This window comes from Bacillus paramobilis (assembly GCF_038096195.1).
GTDB classification, from domain to species: domain Bacteria; phylum Bacillota; class Bacilli; order Bacillales; family Bacillaceae_G; genus Bacillus_A; species Bacillus_A mobilis.
This window is the reverse complement of the sequence record NZ_CP151108.1, coordinates 547,557-564,466: the sequence shown is the minus strand read 5'-3', so window position 1 is coordinate 564,466 and position 16,910 is coordinate 547,557. Positions and strand designations below refer to the sequence as shown.

Here is a 16,910-nt window from a genome sequence, read left to right as displayed (position 1 = left end):
AAACAGTAGTTCAAATATAAGGAGATGTACAAATTGAAAAATAATATGAATCAACTAATCATCATACTTTTAGCTTTAGGGGCTTTTGTAACAGGAACAGCAGAGTTTGTTGTTTCTGGTATTTTAGAACTGATTTCTTTTGAATTAGATATTTCAATTTCAATGGCTGGTCAGTTGATTACGATTTATTCTTTATCTTATGCTATTGGAGCTTTGATCTTGGTCATGCTAACGTCTAAATTGGATCGTAAAAAAGTACTTTTATATGCTATCTCTATATTTATTCTAGGGAATCTAGTTGCATTTTTTAGCTATAATTTTGTCTTTCTTATGTTATCCAGAGTCATTATGGCGATGAGTGGAGGGTTATACATTGTTGTTGCCACCAATTATGCTGCGCAAATTGCAGTTCCAGAAAAAAGAGGTAGTGCTATGGCAACAGTCATTACAGGTTTCACTGTTTCATTAGTACTTGGAGTACCTATCGGAACATTTTTAGCTGGACATTTTGATTGGCATTATATTTTCTTAATTATTGCGCTTGGCACATTTTTTTTAATAATAGGACTTTACAAATTATTACCATCAATAAAAGGAAACCAACCGCTGCCATTTACACAACAGCTACAAATTATGAAAGATAAACGAGTCCTTACTGGTTTAATGACAACGATCTTTTGGATTTTAGGATATACGATGGTGTTCGCCTACATTGCTCCATTATTAAGTCATACTGCTGGTTTTTCTATAGAAATGACAAGTATCGCTTTATTTGTTTTAGGCACTTTTGCTTTTATTGGCTCACGCTTTGGAGGATATGCGGTAGACAGATGGGGACCTAATCGAACGATTTCATTAAGTTTATGTGTTCATATCATCTCTTTATTTGTACTAACATTTACACAGTATAGGGCAGTCGGTGTATTTGTCACACTAGCTTGTTGGGGAGTAGCCACTTGGACAACGACACCAGCAAAGCAGTTTTATCTGATTTCACTAAAACCACAATCCTCTGAAACAGTACTCAGTTTTAATACCGCCTTAATGAATGTTGGAATGATGCTAGGTTCTGCATTAGGAGGAATCATTATTCAGTATACAAATATAGTGAATTTAAGCTGGATTGGAGGATTATTCGGTATACTTGCACTTATTTTTATCAGATATTCTTTCCATTTAAATGGAAATTTTATGAATAATCACCAATTTTAAGGATAAAAATATTCTCCAATACCAGCATTTCAAAAACTTGTTGAAGGTTTTGAAATGGGAAATCATCACCCACCTTTGCAGTTGTGAAGGGAGAGGAAATGTATATTAGAACGAACGTACCGAATATCAAGTTCGCTGTGCATTTAACGTCTTTTGTATTGAAGAAGAGAACAAGGAAACTTTCATTAGAGTATGACTAATGAGTATAGGATTTGATAAATATTTTAGTTATTCCATTAAAGTGCGCGATTGTGGAAGATCACAGGCATAAAATAATCAAACTTTTTTATAACAGATCTATACTAATTCACAAGAGAAGAATCCGTTTTGATCAATCTTTTTTCAAAACGGATTCCTTTTATTTAACGTAAAATACGAGTTTGAAAGGTAATTTTGATCAAACACTATTTTAAAGCCACACTTGGAGTCATGTATTATACGCATGACTCCTTTTTAAACGGATCAAATAACGGTATCCCCTTACTTCTTCTCACAGCTGCCCCCCATTCTAGTCCAACCTCTAAAAATAAATCCCGCACTGTACTATATAAAAGCGCCTTAACATTTTTACGGATTTCCCCGTATTTATACGCTCTCACAACACTCTTCACTCGCCAAATGAAATTTCCATACACTTCTTCATCAGCTAGTATTTGCTCCAGTAACACACCTTGCTCTATTAACCCGCTCTTTTTATATGCAAGTTCCACCTTACTCCAAAGTATATTAATCTTTTTCGGATTACGCGTCATCGGCACAAGTGCGTATACAAAAGTCTTCGGTATATCATGACGGCAATACGTCTCATCAAGCTCGTACGTTTCTTTTCTATTCTCTTTTATTTGTGGGATGTTTTTAGAAAAAATTGTTTCCCCCTCATTTTTTTGCTCATTTTTACTACAGCCAGCTGCATCATCCTCACTTTCACATGCGGACAGTTTCATACGGTCATCCATGCGGTCAATTGCAGATATAAGAAATACATATAAGTTCGCACTATATCCGCCGCGTTTATGTCTTTCTTTTGTCGCAACACGCTTTATAATTCCTAGTTCCTCTAACTTTGCAATTGAGCGGCGTACTGTACGAATACTCTTTCCAACATTTGTAGCAATCGTCTCCATTAAAGGGCAAGCAACTCCCACTGTTTTCTGTTTCTCATTCACTGCATACTTTCCTAGAAAATGAATAATAGTAGCATCCGTTTTATTTAATTGAAATCGATAGTACTTCAAAACTTGCTTTTGATATGTATTAAACTCTTCTTTACTTCGAAATTCACTATATGGTTTCATTAAATTATATAAGCTTCCCATTTTTATCACCTCATTTATAGGTAAGAGTCAGGAAGCAAAATTGGCGTGATATTTTAATTTTTTTTGGAGGTGACAATATGATCGTAATAAGTGCTTGTTTAGGTGGTATCGCTTGTCGGTATGATGGAAATGACAATCTCGTTTCAAAAATAGGGGCTTTGCTGCAACAAGAAGATACAGTCCTTATTTGTCCTGAAGTATTAGGAGGATTACCAACGCCTCGTCCCTCAGCTGAAATTATTGGTGGGAATGGCGATGACGTTTTGGATGGAAAAGCGAAAGTGATGACAAAAGACGGTGAAGATGTTACAGAAGCTTTCGTGAGCGGTGCTTATAAAGCGTTAGAACAAATTAAAGATTTACATCCAGAATATATTATTTTAAAAGAACGTAGTCCATCTTGTGGTAGTTCTACGATTTACACTGGAGAATTTAACGGGAATAAACAAACTGGTTACGGGGTAACAACTGCTTTATTCAAAAGACACGGATTGAAAGTCATTTCAGAAGAGGATTTTGAGAAAGAAAAAAGGAATTGACCCTGTTCGTCAATTCCTTTTTCTTTCTTATTTCGCACCTAATTTTTCTTTCACTTTCGCAGGAAGCTCGTCTTTCTTCACTTCTTCCCAAGCTGTTACACCTTTTTTATCTGAATGATATACACGTAGGAATGCATCTTTACGTAAGTTTTTTTGTGCAGTAAATTCTAATTCTTTCTCTTTACCTTCTTTATCAAAACCAGTTAATTTATATTGGTAATCTTTATATGGCGCTCCATTATCAGACTTACCATTATACTCTTTTCCATCTACTGTAATTTGAACGTAATACTCGTCTTTCCCCATACGATTTAAATCACAGCCAACTAATAGGCTTGCAAATACAACTAAAATACTAAAAAGTGCAATATATCTTTTCATTTCCTTCACCTCATGTGTTTTTCTTATATTGTTATCTTAAAGCCTTAGCTTTAAAGAAGAAATTCAAAAACATGACATGAACATTACACTTTTGTAAGATAATAATTATTTCTTCACTTTAGAAACCGTCATTCCGTCACCAATTGGAATAAGTACGGATTCTAAAATTGGATGTGTTGCTATTACTTCGTTATAAAAAGCCTTAAGGGAAATGAATTAATCATCTCTCTTAAGGCTTTTTATCCTCTATCTCTTTACTGCCAATTTTTTATGTATCTATTACCGCCAATAACGTCTTTCACGCCAGTTTCGCCACTTATCACGGATTTTATCACGTAATTTCCTTATACCGTTTATTACACCTTCTATTATGCATTCTATTATAATATCTATCACAAGGTATCTTATAAATCTAAGAATAGGACCTATAACGTACTTCAATATAAATTCAAAAATATCTTCCAGCATATATCCCCTCTTTCTATCCTTCCATTATAACTGGAAAACAGAGAACTTGAAGCTCAAATAAATGATAAATAAATTAGAAGTCAATAGATGAAAAAGGATTTCTAAATGATGAGTTGAATATATATTTATTGTTTTTAGCTTTTGAAAGGAGAAATAATATGAACCCTATTTTATTAGATGTTCCGTTACAAATAGAAACAGACAGACTCATTCTTCGAGCACCACTTCAAGCTGGTGAAGGGAATATAGTACAACAAGCTATTAAAGATTCCATTCGTGAATTAAAGCAATGGTTATCTCTATTCCAGTCCATTCCTACTATTGAAGAAACGGAAATTCTCCTGAGAAATGCGCATATAGATTTTTTGAAAAGAGAAAGCTTTCGCTATCTTATCTACCATAAGGAGACAAATGATTTCATTGGAACTGCTAGCCTTCACGGAATTGATTGGAAGGTTTTTAAATGTGAAATCGGATACTGGATTAACACCCAATTTAGTGGCAATGGATATATGTCAGAAGTAGTAAATGCGTTAATAAACCTTGGATTTCAGTTATTCAAATTTAGAAGGATTGAAATACGATGTGAACGCAATAACACGAAAAGTCGTGCAATCCCTGAAAAACTAGGTTTTGAGCTTGAAGGGATATTACGTAATGAAGATCTTACAGCTGACGGCAAACAACTAACTGATACTTGCATCTATGCAAAAATAAATTAGATTTAAATATTCGTTTTGCAACACATCTTAAGGTCGGGTTCTAAATTTGGAAGGCGACATTTTTGATTTTTTACGACAAAAAAAGACCTCCTTAACGATTTTATTTCATCGCTAAAAAGGTCTTTCTCTATTTCTGCTAAAAACTTAGCACTCTTCCGGCTTACCAGCATTCGTCGCTGTACGGAAAGATGATCCACATCCGCATGATGCGATTGCGTTTGGATTGTCGATTGTAAATCCGCCGCCAAGCATCGATTGTTTATAATCAATTTTTACTCCTTTAACAATTGGAGCACTTTCTGTATCGATAACAAATTCAACACCAAAAAACTCAAGAACTGTGTCGTCTTCTTTTGGTTCTACTTCAAATCCTAAGCCGTAAGAAAGGCCAGTACATCCGCCGCCATGTACAGCAAGGCGCACGTACTTCTCTCCATCTTCAGCATCTTTTAACATATCTTTAATTTGAAAAGCTGCTTGTTCTGTTACTTCAATCATGAAATACACCATCCTTTCTGTTCTCATTCTATTATACATCTTTACGCTTCTATCTTGTACTCATACACTCCGCGGCAAATTACTTCCGCTGGTCCTTTCATTAACACATTGCCTTCTTCTGTCCATGCAATCATTAAATCGCCACCAGCTAAATGAACTGTAATTTCCTTACCACGTTCCATTTTCCCATTTAAAATAGAGGCTACAACTGCAGCACACGCCCCTGTTCCGCAAGCTTGTGTTACACCAGATCCTCGTTCCCAAACGCGGAAGTTCATCTCTTCCTCATTCAAAATCTCGATGAATTCAACATTTACTCGCTCTGGAAACATTTCATGTGTCTCAAGGACTGGCCCAAGTGTTGTAAGTGGTGCTTGTTCTACATCATCCACAAAAATAACCGCATGCGGATTCCCCATTGAAACAGCTGTAAATGCGTAACGATGATTATTGTATAAGAAGTTTTCACGAATAAATGGTGTTTCACCTTCACCAAGCATCGGTATTTCTGCACGTGTTAAACGCGGCGCTCCCATATCGATTTTCGCTAATGTAACTTTCCCTTCTTCTACCGTTACTTCCGCCGTTACAATGCCAGCTAACGTTTCAATTGTGAAAACTGTTTCTTCTACTAGTTTATGCTCATACGCATATTTCGCTACGCAGCGTAAACCGTTACCACAGCTCTTTCCTTCTGATCCATCATTATTAAACATGCGCATTTTCACCGGAGCTACGTCAGATGGACAAATTAAAATCATTCCATCTGCTCCAATACCAGTATTAATATTTGAAACCTTTTCCGCCACAAGAGCTAAATCTTCTTCAGGAATTTGTTCTTCAAACATATTTACATATATATAACTATTGCCAAGACCATGCATTTTTGTAAAAGAAAATTGGCTCATTTGTATTCACTCCAAAAATAGTTTGTTATTGTAAGTATAAAATGCACGCTTTTAGAACACAATATGAATGTCCCCCGTTTCTCATATTTGACAACATTTGGCGATGAGCCATTCTTGCACAAGTTGTGTAAGAAAAAAGCCCTTCTAAAAGGGTCTTTTTTTATTTACATACAATATTATCCTCCCCTGCGAAACAAAATTTTATCTCATAGAAAAAGAAAAAGGTGCTGCTGATTGCAACACCTTAAAACATTGGATTTTCATCCAAATACTCATATACATTATGGACAAGTTCTTCTACTGTAGCACCTTGTACTACTTCACCATTTACAAGTGCAAACGGTCCTTCAAAACAAATGCCACAATATCCTAAACAACCATACTCCATTACATCTAAATTCGGATCTTTTTCTAGTTTTTCTAAAGCTGCTTGTGAGCCACTCGCAAGGTTACCTACACAAAATTCAATTAATGGTTTAATCAAAATTCTCCCCCCTGTACTACAAAACAAATTACCTTCTGACTTTACCCCGCATTAACGGGCAGTAAGACTCCCACCTCAAAACTCGGCGAACTCAAGGAAGTTAGGTGGGAGATAACTGCCCGTAAATGCCCGATTGGTTCAACTAATAATCAGTGTGGGATGAACCCCCCCCACTGATTAAAGTTTCACTTTATCTATAAGAAGAAAACTAAGCTGTCTCTTGTTGTTTTCGTTATACATTCTAAACTATTTAGTTACTTCACTATTTCACTTCAAAGTAGATAGTCTTATTTTATATAACATGCTACTTGCAATGAAATGGTAACTAAAAAGGCAAAACAGTTTACTTTACTTTTCTTCTTATTGTACAACAGAGTATTCATTCATGCATTGTTATTTGTTCACAAATTCGATATAATTTGATTGAGTAAAGTCAAAATATTTTATTAATATAAAATTGTATGATTAGGGGATATTTCAACAGAAAAGGGGTAATCCATCATGAAACACCTCGTAATACTAGGTGGCGGCTACGGTGGAATGAGAATTCTGCAGCGGCTACTTCCAAGCAACCAACTTCCAGATGATGTACAAGTGACATTAATCGACAAAGTACCATATCATTGCTTCAAAACTGAATATTATGCATTAGTTGCGGGTACTATTTCAGAAACGCATATTCGTATACCGTTTCCTGAGCACCCACGCCTCAATATTCAATACGGCACAATAACAAATATTGATCTCGAAGAAAAAGCTGTTCATCTCGATGGCGGTGAATCGATCCAATATGATGATTTAATTATCGGTCTTGGCTGTGAGGATAAATATCATAACGTTCCTGGGGCGAAGGAATTTACACATAGCCTACAATCGATTGAACAAACACGTAAGACATATGAACAATTAAATAGTCTAGAACCAAATGCAACAGTAGCTGTCGTTGGTGCTGGATTAAGTGGCGTTGAAGTTGCAAGTGAACTTCGCGAAAGCCGTTCTGATTTAAAAATTTACTTATTTGATCGAAAAGATAGAATTCTATTCCCATATCCAGAGAAATTAAGTAGATACGTAGAAGAATGGTTCGTAAAACATAAAGTTACTATTATACGAAACTCTGACATTACAAAAGTAGAACCAAATATTGTGTACAACCACGATGAACCACTTGAATGTGATGCAATCGTCTGGACAGCTGGTATTCAAGCAAATGAAGTTGTTCGAAACCTTCCAGTTGAACAAGATGGTAGCGGACGGGTTGTTTTAACAAAATATCACAATATTCCAAATAACGAGCACGTTTATGTTGTAGGAGATTGCGCAGCACTTCCACACGCTCCATCTGCCCAACTTGCCGAAGGTCAAGGAGAACAAATTGTCCAAATATTATTAAAACGTTGGAATAATGAACCCCTTCCTGACGAACTACCTGTTATTAAATTGAAAGGTGTTCTCGGCTCTCTTGGGAAGAAGCACGGCTTCGGTTTACTCGCAAACCAACCATTAATGGGACGTGTACCGAGATTATTAAAATCCGGTCTTCTTTGGATGTACAAATATCATAAGGGTTAATACTTTACATGCTGTCTACTAAGTAGGCAGCTCCTTTTATGAGTTACAATATAATTATCAGACACATCTTTCTCAATATGGGTGATGATTTATTTTTCATTTTTATATTAAAAACTATTGATAAACAGTGTATGCTATTTATAAGTTGTTTTATTTCCTTTAAGACCGAAGTCATTCGGTCTTATTTTTTATGTTATAAATACTTTTACAGGAGGTATTCCATTTCACTTATGAACTTAACGAAACTAAACGATCGAATAGAAGCGAAGAAGAAAGAATTGATCTATCTCGTTGAAAAGTACGGATTCACTCATGATAAAGTGATTTCTTTCAGCCAAGAATTAGATCGTTTACTTAACTTATTAATAGAACTCAAGACGAAGAAAAAACGTTGCTCTTTATAACCATTATCTTCTCTTTTTTGATACGATAGAACTAGAATCAGAAAGGAGCCATCTATGTTTATATTAAAAGACGTTACATATAAAAATATACTACACATTCCTTATTTACAGATTCAAAAAGAAAAAATCACATGTATTATCGGTGAGAGTGGGAGCGGAAAAAGCACATTGCTCCGCATGCTAAATGATTTGCAATCACCAACATCCGGTACAATTGAATATAACGGAAAGCTAATTTCTGACTATCCTCCTATTCAATTACGACGTGACGTAGTCATGCTTGGGCAAACGCCACCTATTTTTGATGGAACGATTAAAGACAATCTATTAATGGGACTTCGTCTTTCTGAAAAACCATTTCCAAATGATGATGCCCTGCGGAGTGCATTAACGACTGTTAGTTTAGAAAAAAATTTAGAAGACAACGCTGATTCCTTATCAGGCGGGGAAAAACAACGACTTGCTTTTGCACGTATCGTACTTATGGATCCACCTGTCTATTTATTAGATGAACCCACCTCGGCGCTAGATAGCGATACAGAACGCCGCGTTATGAAACAATTTACTATACTAGCAAAAGAAAAGAAAAAAACAGTTATCTTCATCACACACTCACAACAACTTCCAGAAGAAATTGCAGACGATATTATTGAAATTAGCAAAACAAACGGTGCAACTAGAAAGGAAGTGCTCTCAGTTGAAGGGCGTTATTGAACTCCAAATTTGGCAACTTGCCGCCGCATATATTTTTATTCTTATATTAATTGGACTTGTAAAATTAAAAGGGATTCCGCGTGAAAAACAAATTGCGCTCGCAACATTCCGTATGACGATTCAGCTCGTACTTGTTGCATATGTCCTTACATACGTATTTGAAAATAGTAATCCATTTTATACAATTGCTCTCATTACTTCTATTACTACCTTTGCAATTTTTAATATTTATAAACGTGTCAATATCCCGATGTCTAAAGAATTAAAACGAGTAGCCGCTCTTTCCATGGTTGCCGGATCAATCGGGCCACTCCTACTATTTATCTTTGTTATTATCGGTCACGACCCTTGGTATGCACCGCAATATATCGTTCCGATTACGGGAATGTTAGTCGGGAATGCGATGACAGGTGTTTCTCTCGGTGCAAATACATTCTTAAACAATATGAAATCGCAAAGAGGCCAAATCGAAGGAGCACTTATGCTCGGCGCAACACCGAAAGAGGCTACTGCTCCGCTCATACGCGACGCTTTTGATTCTGCTATTTTACCTACCATCAATTCTATGGTCGGAATGGGAATTATAAGCCTACCAGGCATGATGACCGGTCAAATCTTATCTGGTGTATCACCATTTACAGCCATTCAATATCAAATCGCCATTATACTTGGTATCTCTGGAAGCACCGCGTTCTCGGTCATTATCTTCTTACAGCTTGGATACAAAACATTCTTTAATAAGCGGTGTCAGTTGAAAGAGATTGACTATAGTGCGAGGTAAATCATGCTCTGTTCATCGTAAATGAAATTATATCGACTTACCGACCAAAAATGACAATAAAAAAAAGAGGAGGCTAATCGCCTCCTCTTTTTACTTACGCCTTCTTAACGAATTGTGATTTTAACTTCATAGCTCCGAAACCGTCGATTTTGCAATCAATATCGTGATCGCCATCAACTAGACGGATACTCTTTACTTTCGTACCAATCTTCACAACTGAAGAAGTTCCTTTTACTTTTAAATCTTTAATGACAGTAACAGCATCGCCGTCTTGAAGAACGTTTCCGTTCGCATCTTTTACAACTTTTGCACCATCATTATTTTCTGCTTCTGCTTCTTGGCCCCACTCATGAGCACATTCTGGACATACGAAAAGAACGCCATCCTCATACGTATATTCTGAATTACATTTTGGACAATTTGGTAAAGTAGCCATAAATTCATTTCCTCCGTTCATTATTTATACGTAAAAATCAAAATTGATGTTTACATCTCGATAAATAAAATTTGTATAGCATTTCTTTATAGTGCCACAGTCTTACGTTATTGACAAGCCTACCTGGAATTCTCATTTTTTATTGTATTTTACAAAATTTTAATTCGTATGGTGTTTCCAATAAAAAAGAAGAACCTTCACAAGATTCTTCTTTTCAAAATGAACGAATTCTCACTAGAGCCCCCAACCATTTTCCTCAATATAAAATTGATACTCTTCTAGCTCATCTTCACTTAACTTCTTATTATTCTCATATACTTCTTGCCATTCAAAATAGTCTTCACTAAAATAAACAGCAAATTTAATTTTCACGTTTTTCTTCTCTGTATAATCATAACCAGTAAATTCTACTACATCATAATCTTGTTCTTTCTTCACAAACTTCCAAGTTGGATTATCCGTCATAATCTCTAAAGTAACACTTTCACTACTTGAACGAACAACATTTTTAATATTCGGCTCAGTTTGTAAAAGGGAGAGTCCGAACATAGCTCCACCAAACACGATTCCAACTATAACCTGGACACCAACCATACCAGCAAAACTAGCGCTCCCCTTTGATTGTAGGTAATACGCCTTCTCATGATCTGGCATATTTTCTCCCTTATGTAAAACACGAACAGCATGCTTATAATATAAACGGTTTCCTTGCCATCCAGTAAATATCATCGTTCCTAACTGAAGAACTAAACTACATGTTAAATAAACCCCATCTGGAATATCTATAAAAGGAGTTACAACGATACTAGGTATCGCCAATAACGTAAGTATAATAAACAACTTATACATTTTACGATAAGCTAACCAAAACGTTGGGAAGAAAAAGGCTACCCAGTTCCACGTATTCCCTTGCGCTGGATTTTCTACTTTCCCCCACTTAAAGTCATAATACGCCGTACTTTTTTGAACGACTGTATGTAACTGTTGCGGAGAAATTGTTTCTTGTAAAACCGTGTCCTTCACGTACATCATCCTTTTCTTATTTCTACATACGTGTATTTTATAGAAATAAAAAGAAGGAATCTAACAAAAAGTACATATATTTCATAAAAATGAAAGGAAATCGAATATATTACGACAATTACCCGTTTATTATTTCATTTTACTTTTAAATATATTAGAATACTTATGAATGATACGTTTAATACACTAAGTTAAACATTTTACATAATCATAAAAAAGATGTTCCAAAATTATTTTGAAACATCCACTTAATTTTTCACTATTTTAAACTACCTTTAACTTTTTCAATAACATCTTCTATACGTTCCGCTATGCATTCAGGCTCCCATTCATCTTTATTCATTTTAAAATCCTTTTGGAGATATATAAGAAACTCCAACAAATCTTCTTTAGAATTCACATGATCAAGGTATTCGAATACATCCATATTTTATCCCTCTTTCTATTGCTCGTTATTCAAACTAACTATAATATATGACATAAGATTCTTAAAACTATTATTTGAGGTGATCCAATATGAAGACTACAATTTGGACAGAAGATGACTATTTAAAATTAGCACCTATTAACGACGAACTAATAAAAAAAGCCGAAGAAGTATTAAATGTGAAGCTTCCAGAATCGTACATAAATCTTCTAAAAGAACAAAACGGAGGAACTCTTCGCTTAGATGTTCACCCTACTTCAGAACCAAATTCTTGGGCAGACGATCACGTTAATGTGTCTGGCCTATATGGCATTTCTTTTGATGAAAATGAATCTAGTATTTTAGAGAGCCGTTATTTAATTCAAGAATGGGAAATGCCTGAGAATCTCGTACTTTTATCTGGGGACGGACATACATGGATTGCATTAGACTATCGAAATGTTGCTGAAAATCCTCCAGTTATATTTATCGATAATGAGGTGGAGCAAATTATTGAATTAGCACCTAACTTTGAAAGTTTCTTACAAAACTTAACTACGTACGAATATGACGAAGAGTAAGCTTCATTCTAAAGAGGAGCAAAATTTCATTTCAAATTTGCACACTACTTTAAAACCACTTGGATTTAAGAAGAAAAGACATACATTTTTCAAAGCTGAAAACGGATTTTATAAGCTCATTAACATACAAAAAAGCCAGTTTGGAGATAGTTTTTATATAAACATCGTGGTTCATCCAATTGGTCTCCCGCAACTTATTACGGATCAATTACAAATAAAAGAAAGTATTTCAATATTCGATTGCATTCTACAAACGAGAATAGACCCTATAAACATCAAAAAGAACCGTCCATTGCATAATGTTTCACATGAAACTATCGACATTCCGAATTACCTTTCTACTATTTTCGACTGGTTTCAAGTGTGGGCGTCTTATGAAAATTTAGCAAAAACAAATATACACGCTATTACTCCGGTACTAGCTGTCGTTCCAATATTACAGGAAAAAGCATTTCTGCTTCTCACTTGTTTCTCTTTCTACAACTTAAAACAGTACGATCAAGCTAACCGTTACTTACAGCAATATTTGTATTGTGCTGTACATCTTAATACCGAGAAAAAAGAGCAAGTATTCTTTCGTGAAGTTGATATGTATATGAAAAAACTAGTAGAAAACGCAATGTAATTTCACATTGTACTTTCTACTAGTGCTTTATATTCCTCTTGTAACTTTTTAAATTGCTCTTCATACTTTTGTATCTTTACCGTATCCGTTTTCGAATTAAGGAGTGGTCTTCTTCTCCCAGTCACCATTATATTTTTTCCTTCTATTGCATCGTTCATATATACGTATGGTTTGAAAAATTCACATTCCGTATATGGCAATGCTACAGATAATTTTGCATACTCTTCCACCTTAAATTGATTAGATAAACTTAACTCCCGTAAATTTTTTAATTGAATTAAAGGTTCTAACGAATCATCTTTAACCTTTAAGTTCATAAGAGTAAGTTTTTTTAAATGCTGTAATGCAGCGAGTGGTTGTAAAGTTTGTACTTTCATCGCTGTATTTATCCCACCGCCCATGTAAAAGGTATTGAGTTGCGGACACTTACTTAAAGCACTTAAATCTTCTAGCTTAGAAAAATCATCAATCTTTTCTTCATATGTAGCTAATTCTGTGTTCACCCTATCCCCTCCAGTATAATTAAACCTTTTAAACCATTATATACCATTTTTAACACGAAAACAGACGATACAATTTACTGTATCGTCTGTTTTTCCCTACCATTTCTCTCTACATGTTTCAATTAAATACATTAAGTACTTCCTCGTCATATCTGCCCTTCTCCACCTTGAGAGCATTCGCTTTTCTTTTGGATTCTGCCTTATTCTCGCTACTTCTTTTAATAAAAGCTCCCATTCTTCCCCTGAACATTCTAACAAGTATTGCAATCCTCTATCTTTTGAAACGATTGTTTTATGATCTAACGTATATAAAATACGCCCCATCGTAACGACAGCTGATTCTACCCATTCTTCTATAAAGAATAAATATGGCTGCTTGGCCTTTCCACTCCAATACTGTTCTACGTTGTATTTCATCGTATTTACTACATCATCCCACCCTATTTGAAACGAAAGGTCTCCCGCTTCTTTCCCGGTAACTGTAATGCCTTGATTTTTCAATGTCCACCATGTGACCGCATTAATGTCCCAATGTCCTATATCCGCCTTGCCATCTGCACAATACACGTACTCATTCATTTCATCATTGTATTTCCCTAAATCAGCAAGCGGAATATACATACCATCCATTCTTTTACCTAACGTACTACTACTAAGTTTCTTATGTAGTTCTACAAGTTGTTGTTTTTCAGCCTCATTCACGGAATCACTTATTACCGTAACAAAATCAACATCGCTCGTTTCCACATGAAATGCACCGAGCGCGATAGATCCGTAAATATATACGCCGACTATTTTTTCGTCTAAGAAAATTTCTTTTAACCCTACTATGTACTGCTCCATCAACTGCTCTACTTCTTTTGGTAACGCATGCTTTACTACATTCTCCACAACTATCCCTCCAATAAAAAAAGCCTTTGCAAATTCGCAAAGGCTTCCTGCTTTATAAATATTTCTCGATTTCTTCGTAAACATCCTTCAAACGAGGATTTCCTTCTCCAACAATTTCTCCATTTACAAGAACGACCGGATAAAATAGATCTTCTTCCACTACGCGCTCTGCGAATGCTTTTTTATCTTCATCTTCTTGTTCTTCTTGAAAATCAATATACTCGAAATTAAATTTATTTTCTTGTCCTTCATATTTACGACCAATCGCCGCTTGTAGCCATTCAAACGTTTCTGTTGAAGATGGCATTCCAACGCAGCTCGCACAAATTACTTTCGTCCCATACACTTGCACATTAACCATTTCTTCTCCCCCCACTTCTTGTTTCAACAGTATATTCAGATGTCTTAGTACATAAGCACATCATTTTACAAACTTATTCCCTACCCCTATACTGAAAAAACACGTTGTAAACATGATAAAAAATTTCGACATTAAAACAAGAACAGAAAAAATAGATTTTCCCCTCTATCTTGATTATAATAAAACTGATGAAAGGAGTCGATAAAAATGGAAAACCCACATATGGAAGAACAAGTACTAGAAGTATTAGATAAATTACGTCCATTCTTACTTCGCGATGGCGGAGACGTTGAATTAGTAGACATTGAAGAAGGTATCGTAAAATTACGCCTTATGGGTGCTTGCGGAAGCTGCCCAAGTTCTACAATCACACTAAAAGCTGGTATCGAACGCGCATTACTAGAAGAAGTACCAGGCGTTATTGAAGTAGAACAAGTATTTTAATTAAAAGCGGAAGCGGCTCGTTCAAAATGTGAGGAGGATGGAGCTTCTGACATAGAGGTGCTTTTTGCCTCGACGGAAGAAGCGAAGCCACCGAACATTTTAGCCGCTGGAGCTAGATATTAATTAAAAGCGGAAGCGGCTCGTTCAGAATCACTTCCTAGAAAGAGACCCAAATGGGTCTCTTTTTTTATTCAAATAACACTTCTCCTTTAACATCATAAAACAAAATTGGAAATCCTTCTCAAAAAGTGAGATAATTAATACTATAGAATCGTTCACACATATACAGAAAAAAACATAGGGGGACGACACATGCCAAAAATGGGGAACACTTTCTTAACAATTCAAGAACTAGAAAAGAAAAAAGAGTATTTATTAGACCTTTCATCCGTTATACCAACATGGAATGCAAGTTATCAATTTTTATTTAAAGAAATCCAGCAAGAATTATTGAGTAAAGTAAATGAAAAAATTGAAAGACATCAATTCATTTTAAATATATGTGCAGATCAACAGGTAGGGGCATAATGTATTACATACAATTGTGATATATAAAAAAGAGACCTCAATCGGTCTCTTTTTTATATTTTAAGATAGCCAATCTAATTTCCTAATCCCTAACTTATCGACCGGTAAACGAAGTGAGCCATAAAAGTGCTTCATAAATTGCTCAGAGCGGTTCACATCGTGTAAAATGGCTTCTAAGCGATCTCTATATATGCTTTTTTGTTCTTCATTTCCAGTTTGGTAATATCGTTCGACTGTTTCAAAGTAGTGAAGTGGGAAAAGAAGCCTTGCAAATAATAAGCGCCAACCAAATGAGGATAGCGAATAATTTCGTTCATAGTCTGTAACAAATTGAACGATTGTTTGCTCCCAGTCTTTCTTTTTTTCTATCATCATATAGCGGATTAATTCTGCCATATCTCGAGTTGGGTGATCATACACCCAATCGAAAGGAAGTTTGAGACGCTTCGTTTGATGCCATAATAAGGGTGTAAATCGTTCTTGGCAAATTGTTGCTGCATCAGTTAGTTGCGGCGTATCATCCATTTCTGTATCAACAACATATTGAATTGCATTTTCTGCAACTCCTAAGTAATACGGGAAGGATTCAATAAACAATTGATCGAATACGTCTGTAGGGTGGTTCATCACTTGTGATTGCCAAAACTTTTCTAATTGATCGAGCCTTTTTTCCCATAACGCTTTCCATTCACCAATGCGGCTTAATTGCTCAACTTCTTCTGGAAAGAATGCACCTCGTTTATGGAATATAGAAAGCTCACTTCCTAATGACGTAGCATGTCGTTCTAACGCACGCATACCTTTTAATAAGCAGTAATTTTGTTCTTCTATCTCACATACATAGTAGCCGTGTATAGTCGGAACGAAAGTCGCTACAGTTATATCCCCTTGCTGGTTCATATAGTCACTGAGCTTTTTCATCTCTACAAGTACTTCTTCCTCCATTTCTCCAATTGGAACAAGTACATAAATTTTGTTGCGAATCCAAAAGCTTTTATAGGGGCCAAGGGGGATTAATTCTTTAACATGCATGTGATAATGCTCATAAATATGATGAATCATCGCAGTCGCCACCTATGGTTTTTCTTTATATATATGAGCTTGTGCTCGCCT

25 protein-coding genes are annotated in these 16,910 nt (G+C 35.5%); 11 read left to right on the top strand and 14 right to left on the bottom strand.

The annotated features are described in order from the left end of the window. Window positions 1-24 precede the first annotated feature (24 nt). Complete coding sequence (locus tag AABL52_RS02800; RefSeq protein ID WP_341518872.1) at window positions 25-1,212, top strand: MFS transporter; 1,188 nt, start codon at window positions 25-27, stop codon at window positions 1,210-1,212. Between the two features lie 434 nt (window positions 1,213-1,646). Here AABL52_RS02800 and AABL52_RS02795 read toward each other — a convergent pair whose 3' ends face one another. Further along, window positions 1,647-2,528 carry a helix-turn-helix domain-containing protein gene (locus AABL52_RS02795; protein WP_341518871.1) on the bottom strand — a complete coding sequence of 294 codons (882 nt, stop codon included), beginning with the start codon at window positions 2,526-2,528 and terminating at the stop codon, window positions 1,647-1,649. A 77-nt stretch (window positions 2,529-2,605) separates the two neighbouring features. Here AABL52_RS02795 and AABL52_RS02790 point away from each other — a divergent pair, with 77 nt between their 5' ends. Continuing rightward, window positions 2,606-3,067: a DUF523 domain-containing protein gene (locus AABL52_RS02790; protein ID WP_340423138.1), complete on the top strand. Its 462-nt coding sequence runs from the start codon at window positions 2,606-2,608 to the stop codon at window positions 3,065-3,067. 27 nt (window positions 3,068-3,094) lie between these two features. On the opposite strand, the gene AABL52_RS02785 is transcribed toward AABL52_RS02790, so the two are convergent. From AABL52_RS02785 to AABL52_RS02775, 3 genes are all read right to left on the bottom strand, one after another. Then, window positions 3,095-3,448, bottom strand: a complete 354-nt coding sequence (locus AABL52_RS02785; RefSeq protein WP_000833154.1) for a YxeA family protein — start codon at window positions 3,446-3,448, stop codon at window positions 3,095-3,097. Between the two features lie 105 nt (window positions 3,449-3,553). Next, window positions 3,554-3,661, bottom strand: a complete 108-nt coding sequence (locus AABL52_RS02780) for a methyltransferase (RefSeq protein ID WP_341519688.1) — start codon at window positions 3,659-3,661, stop codon at window positions 3,554-3,556. A gap of 66 nt (window positions 3,662-3,727) precedes the next feature. Continuing rightward, a complete protein-coding gene (locus tag AABL52_RS02775; RefSeq protein ID WP_087959436.1) occupies window positions 3,728-3,916 on the bottom strand; it encodes a hypothetical protein in 189 nt (62 codons plus the stop codon). A gap of 158 nt (window positions 3,917-4,074) precedes the next feature. Here AABL52_RS02775 and AABL52_RS02770 point away from each other — a divergent pair, with 158 nt between their 5' ends. Beyond that, window positions 4,075-4,638, top strand: a complete 564-nt coding sequence (locus tag AABL52_RS02770) for a GNAT family N-acetyltransferase (RefSeq protein WP_098872582.1) — start codon at window positions 4,075-4,077, stop codon at window positions 4,636-4,638. A 144-nt stretch (window positions 4,639-4,782) separates the two neighbouring features. Here AABL52_RS02770 and AABL52_RS02765 read toward each other — a convergent pair whose 3' ends face one another. The 3 genes from AABL52_RS02765 to AABL52_RS02755 form a co-directional block, all read right to left on the bottom strand. Then, entirely contained in the window at window positions 4,783-5,136 is a 354-nt protein-coding gene (locus AABL52_RS02765) for a HesB/IscA family protein (RefSeq protein ID WP_000573830.1), read from the bottom strand. 41 nt (window positions 5,137-5,177) lie between these two features. Next, window positions 5,178-6,044 (bottom strand): diaminopimelate epimerase, encoded by an 867-nt coding sequence (gene dapF / locus AABL52_RS02760; RefSeq protein WP_000077403.1) that lies wholly within the window; start codon window positions 6,042-6,044, stop codon window positions 5,178-5,180. 244 nt (window positions 6,045-6,288) lie between these two features. After that, window positions 6,289-6,528: a YuzB family protein gene (locus AABL52_RS02755; RefSeq protein ID WP_000595024.1), complete on the bottom strand. Its 240-nt coding sequence runs from the start codon at window positions 6,526-6,528 to the stop codon at window positions 6,289-6,291. 501 nt (window positions 6,529-7,029) lie between these two features. Here AABL52_RS02755 and AABL52_RS02750 point away from each other — a divergent pair. The 4 genes from AABL52_RS02750 (at window position 7,030) to AABL52_RS02735 (ending at window position 9,999) form a co-directional block, all read left to right on the top strand. Beyond that, window positions 7,030-8,100 (top strand): NAD(P)/FAD-dependent oxidoreductase, encoded by a 1,071-nt coding sequence (locus tag AABL52_RS02750; protein ID WP_000682069.1) that lies wholly within the window; start codon window positions 7,030-7,032, stop codon window positions 8,098-8,100. Between the two features lie 230 nt (window positions 8,101-8,330). Further along, window positions 8,331-8,504, top strand: coding sequence for an aspartyl-phosphate phosphatase Spo0E family protein (locus tag AABL52_RS02745; RefSeq protein WP_001054620.1), 174 nt, complete (start codon window positions 8,331-8,333; stop codon window positions 8,502-8,504). Window positions 8,505-8,558: 54 nt separating this feature from the next. Continuing rightward, window positions 8,559-9,218: an ABC transporter ATP-binding protein gene (locus tag AABL52_RS02740; RefSeq protein ID WP_000470294.1), complete on the top strand. Its 660-nt coding sequence runs from the start codon at window positions 8,559-8,561 to the stop codon at window positions 9,216-9,218. Further along, a complete protein-coding gene (locus AABL52_RS02735) occupies window positions 9,202-9,999 on the top strand; it encodes an ABC transporter permease (RefSeq protein WP_341518870.1) in 798 nt (265 codons plus the stop codon). Before AABL52_RS02740 ends, AABL52_RS02735 begins: the two co-directional genes overlap by 17 nt. Window positions 10,000-10,093: 94 nt before the next feature. On the opposite strand, the gene phnA is transcribed toward AABL52_RS02735, so the two are convergent. The 3 genes from phnA to AABL52_RS02720 form a co-directional block, all read right to left on the bottom strand. Further along, window positions 10,094-10,435, bottom strand: a complete 342-nt coding sequence (gene phnA, locus AABL52_RS02730) for an alkylphosphonate utilization operon protein PhnA (RefSeq protein WP_000212737.1) — start codon at window positions 10,433-10,435, stop codon at window positions 10,094-10,096. A gap of 234 nt (window positions 10,436-10,669) precedes the next feature. After that, window positions 10,670-11,464 carry a DUF2628 domain-containing protein gene (locus AABL52_RS02725; RefSeq protein WP_341519687.1) on the bottom strand — a complete coding sequence of 265 codons (795 nt, stop codon included), beginning with the start codon at window positions 11,462-11,464 and terminating at the stop codon, window positions 10,670-10,672. A 253-nt stretch (window positions 11,465-11,717) separates the two neighbouring features. Then, entirely contained in the window at window positions 11,718-11,885 is a 168-nt protein-coding gene (locus AABL52_RS02720) for a hypothetical protein (RefSeq protein WP_016085720.1), read from the bottom strand. An 89-nt stretch (window positions 11,886-11,974) separates the two neighbouring features. Between AABL52_RS02720 and AABL52_RS02715 the strand changes: the two genes are divergently transcribed. Together AABL52_RS02715 and AABL52_RS02710 are read left to right on the top strand one after the other, a co-directional pair. Then, a complete protein-coding gene (locus AABL52_RS02715) occupies window positions 11,975-12,445 on the top strand; it encodes an SMI1/KNR4 family protein (RefSeq protein ID WP_341518869.1) in 471 nt (156 codons plus the stop codon). Continuing rightward, window positions 12,432-13,070, top strand: coding sequence for a DUF4304 domain-containing protein (locus AABL52_RS02710; RefSeq protein ID WP_341518868.1), 639 nt, complete (start codon window positions 12,432-12,434; stop codon window positions 13,068-13,070). Before AABL52_RS02715 ends, AABL52_RS02710 begins: the two co-directional genes overlap by 14 nt. Window positions 13,071-13,072: 2 nt before the next feature. Here the strand turns inward: AABL52_RS02710 and AABL52_RS02705 are convergent, their stop codons facing one another. The 3 genes from AABL52_RS02705 to AABL52_RS02695 all read right to left on the bottom strand — a co-directional run bounded on the left by AABL52_RS02705 (window position 13,073) and on the right by AABL52_RS02695 (window position 14,825). Further along, the gene (locus AABL52_RS02705) at window positions 13,073-13,573 is read right to left on the bottom strand and encodes a hypothetical protein (RefSeq protein ID WP_423250472.1); all 501 of its coding nucleotides are present in this window, start codon (window positions 13,571-13,573) and stop codon (window positions 13,073-13,075) included. A 96-nt stretch (window positions 13,574-13,669) separates the two neighbouring features. Then, a complete protein-coding gene (locus tag AABL52_RS02700; RefSeq protein WP_341518867.1) occupies window positions 13,670-14,464 on the bottom strand; it encodes a nucleotidyltransferase domain-containing protein in 795 nt (264 codons plus the stop codon). A gap of 52 nt (window positions 14,465-14,516) precedes the next feature. Continuing rightward, window positions 14,517-14,825 (bottom strand): YuzD family protein, encoded by a 309-nt coding sequence (locus AABL52_RS02695; RefSeq protein WP_000248590.1) that lies wholly within the window; start codon window positions 14,823-14,825, stop codon window positions 14,517-14,519. 207 nt (window positions 14,826-15,032) lie between these two features. Between AABL52_RS02695 and AABL52_RS02690 the strand changes: the two genes are divergently transcribed. After that, window positions 15,033-15,269 (top strand): NifU family protein, encoded by a 237-nt coding sequence (locus AABL52_RS02690; RefSeq protein WP_000431158.1) that lies wholly within the window; start codon window positions 15,033-15,035, stop codon window positions 15,267-15,269. Between the two features lie 312 nt (window positions 15,270-15,581). Continuing rightward, on the top strand, window positions 15,582-15,797 hold the full coding sequence (locus AABL52_RS02685; RefSeq protein WP_001125489.1) for a hypothetical protein: 216 nt from the start codon (window positions 15,582-15,584) through the stop codon (window positions 15,795-15,797). Between the two features lie 60 nt (window positions 15,798-15,857). Here the strand turns inward: AABL52_RS02685 and yutH are convergent, their stop codons facing one another. Beyond that, the gene (yutH, locus tag AABL52_RS02680; RefSeq protein ID WP_097843797.1) at window positions 15,858-16,859 is read right to left on the bottom strand and encodes a spore coat putative kinase YutH; all 1,002 of its coding nucleotides are present in this window, start codon (window positions 16,857-16,859) and stop codon (window positions 15,858-15,860) included. Window positions 16,860-16,910 lie beyond the last annotated feature (51 nt).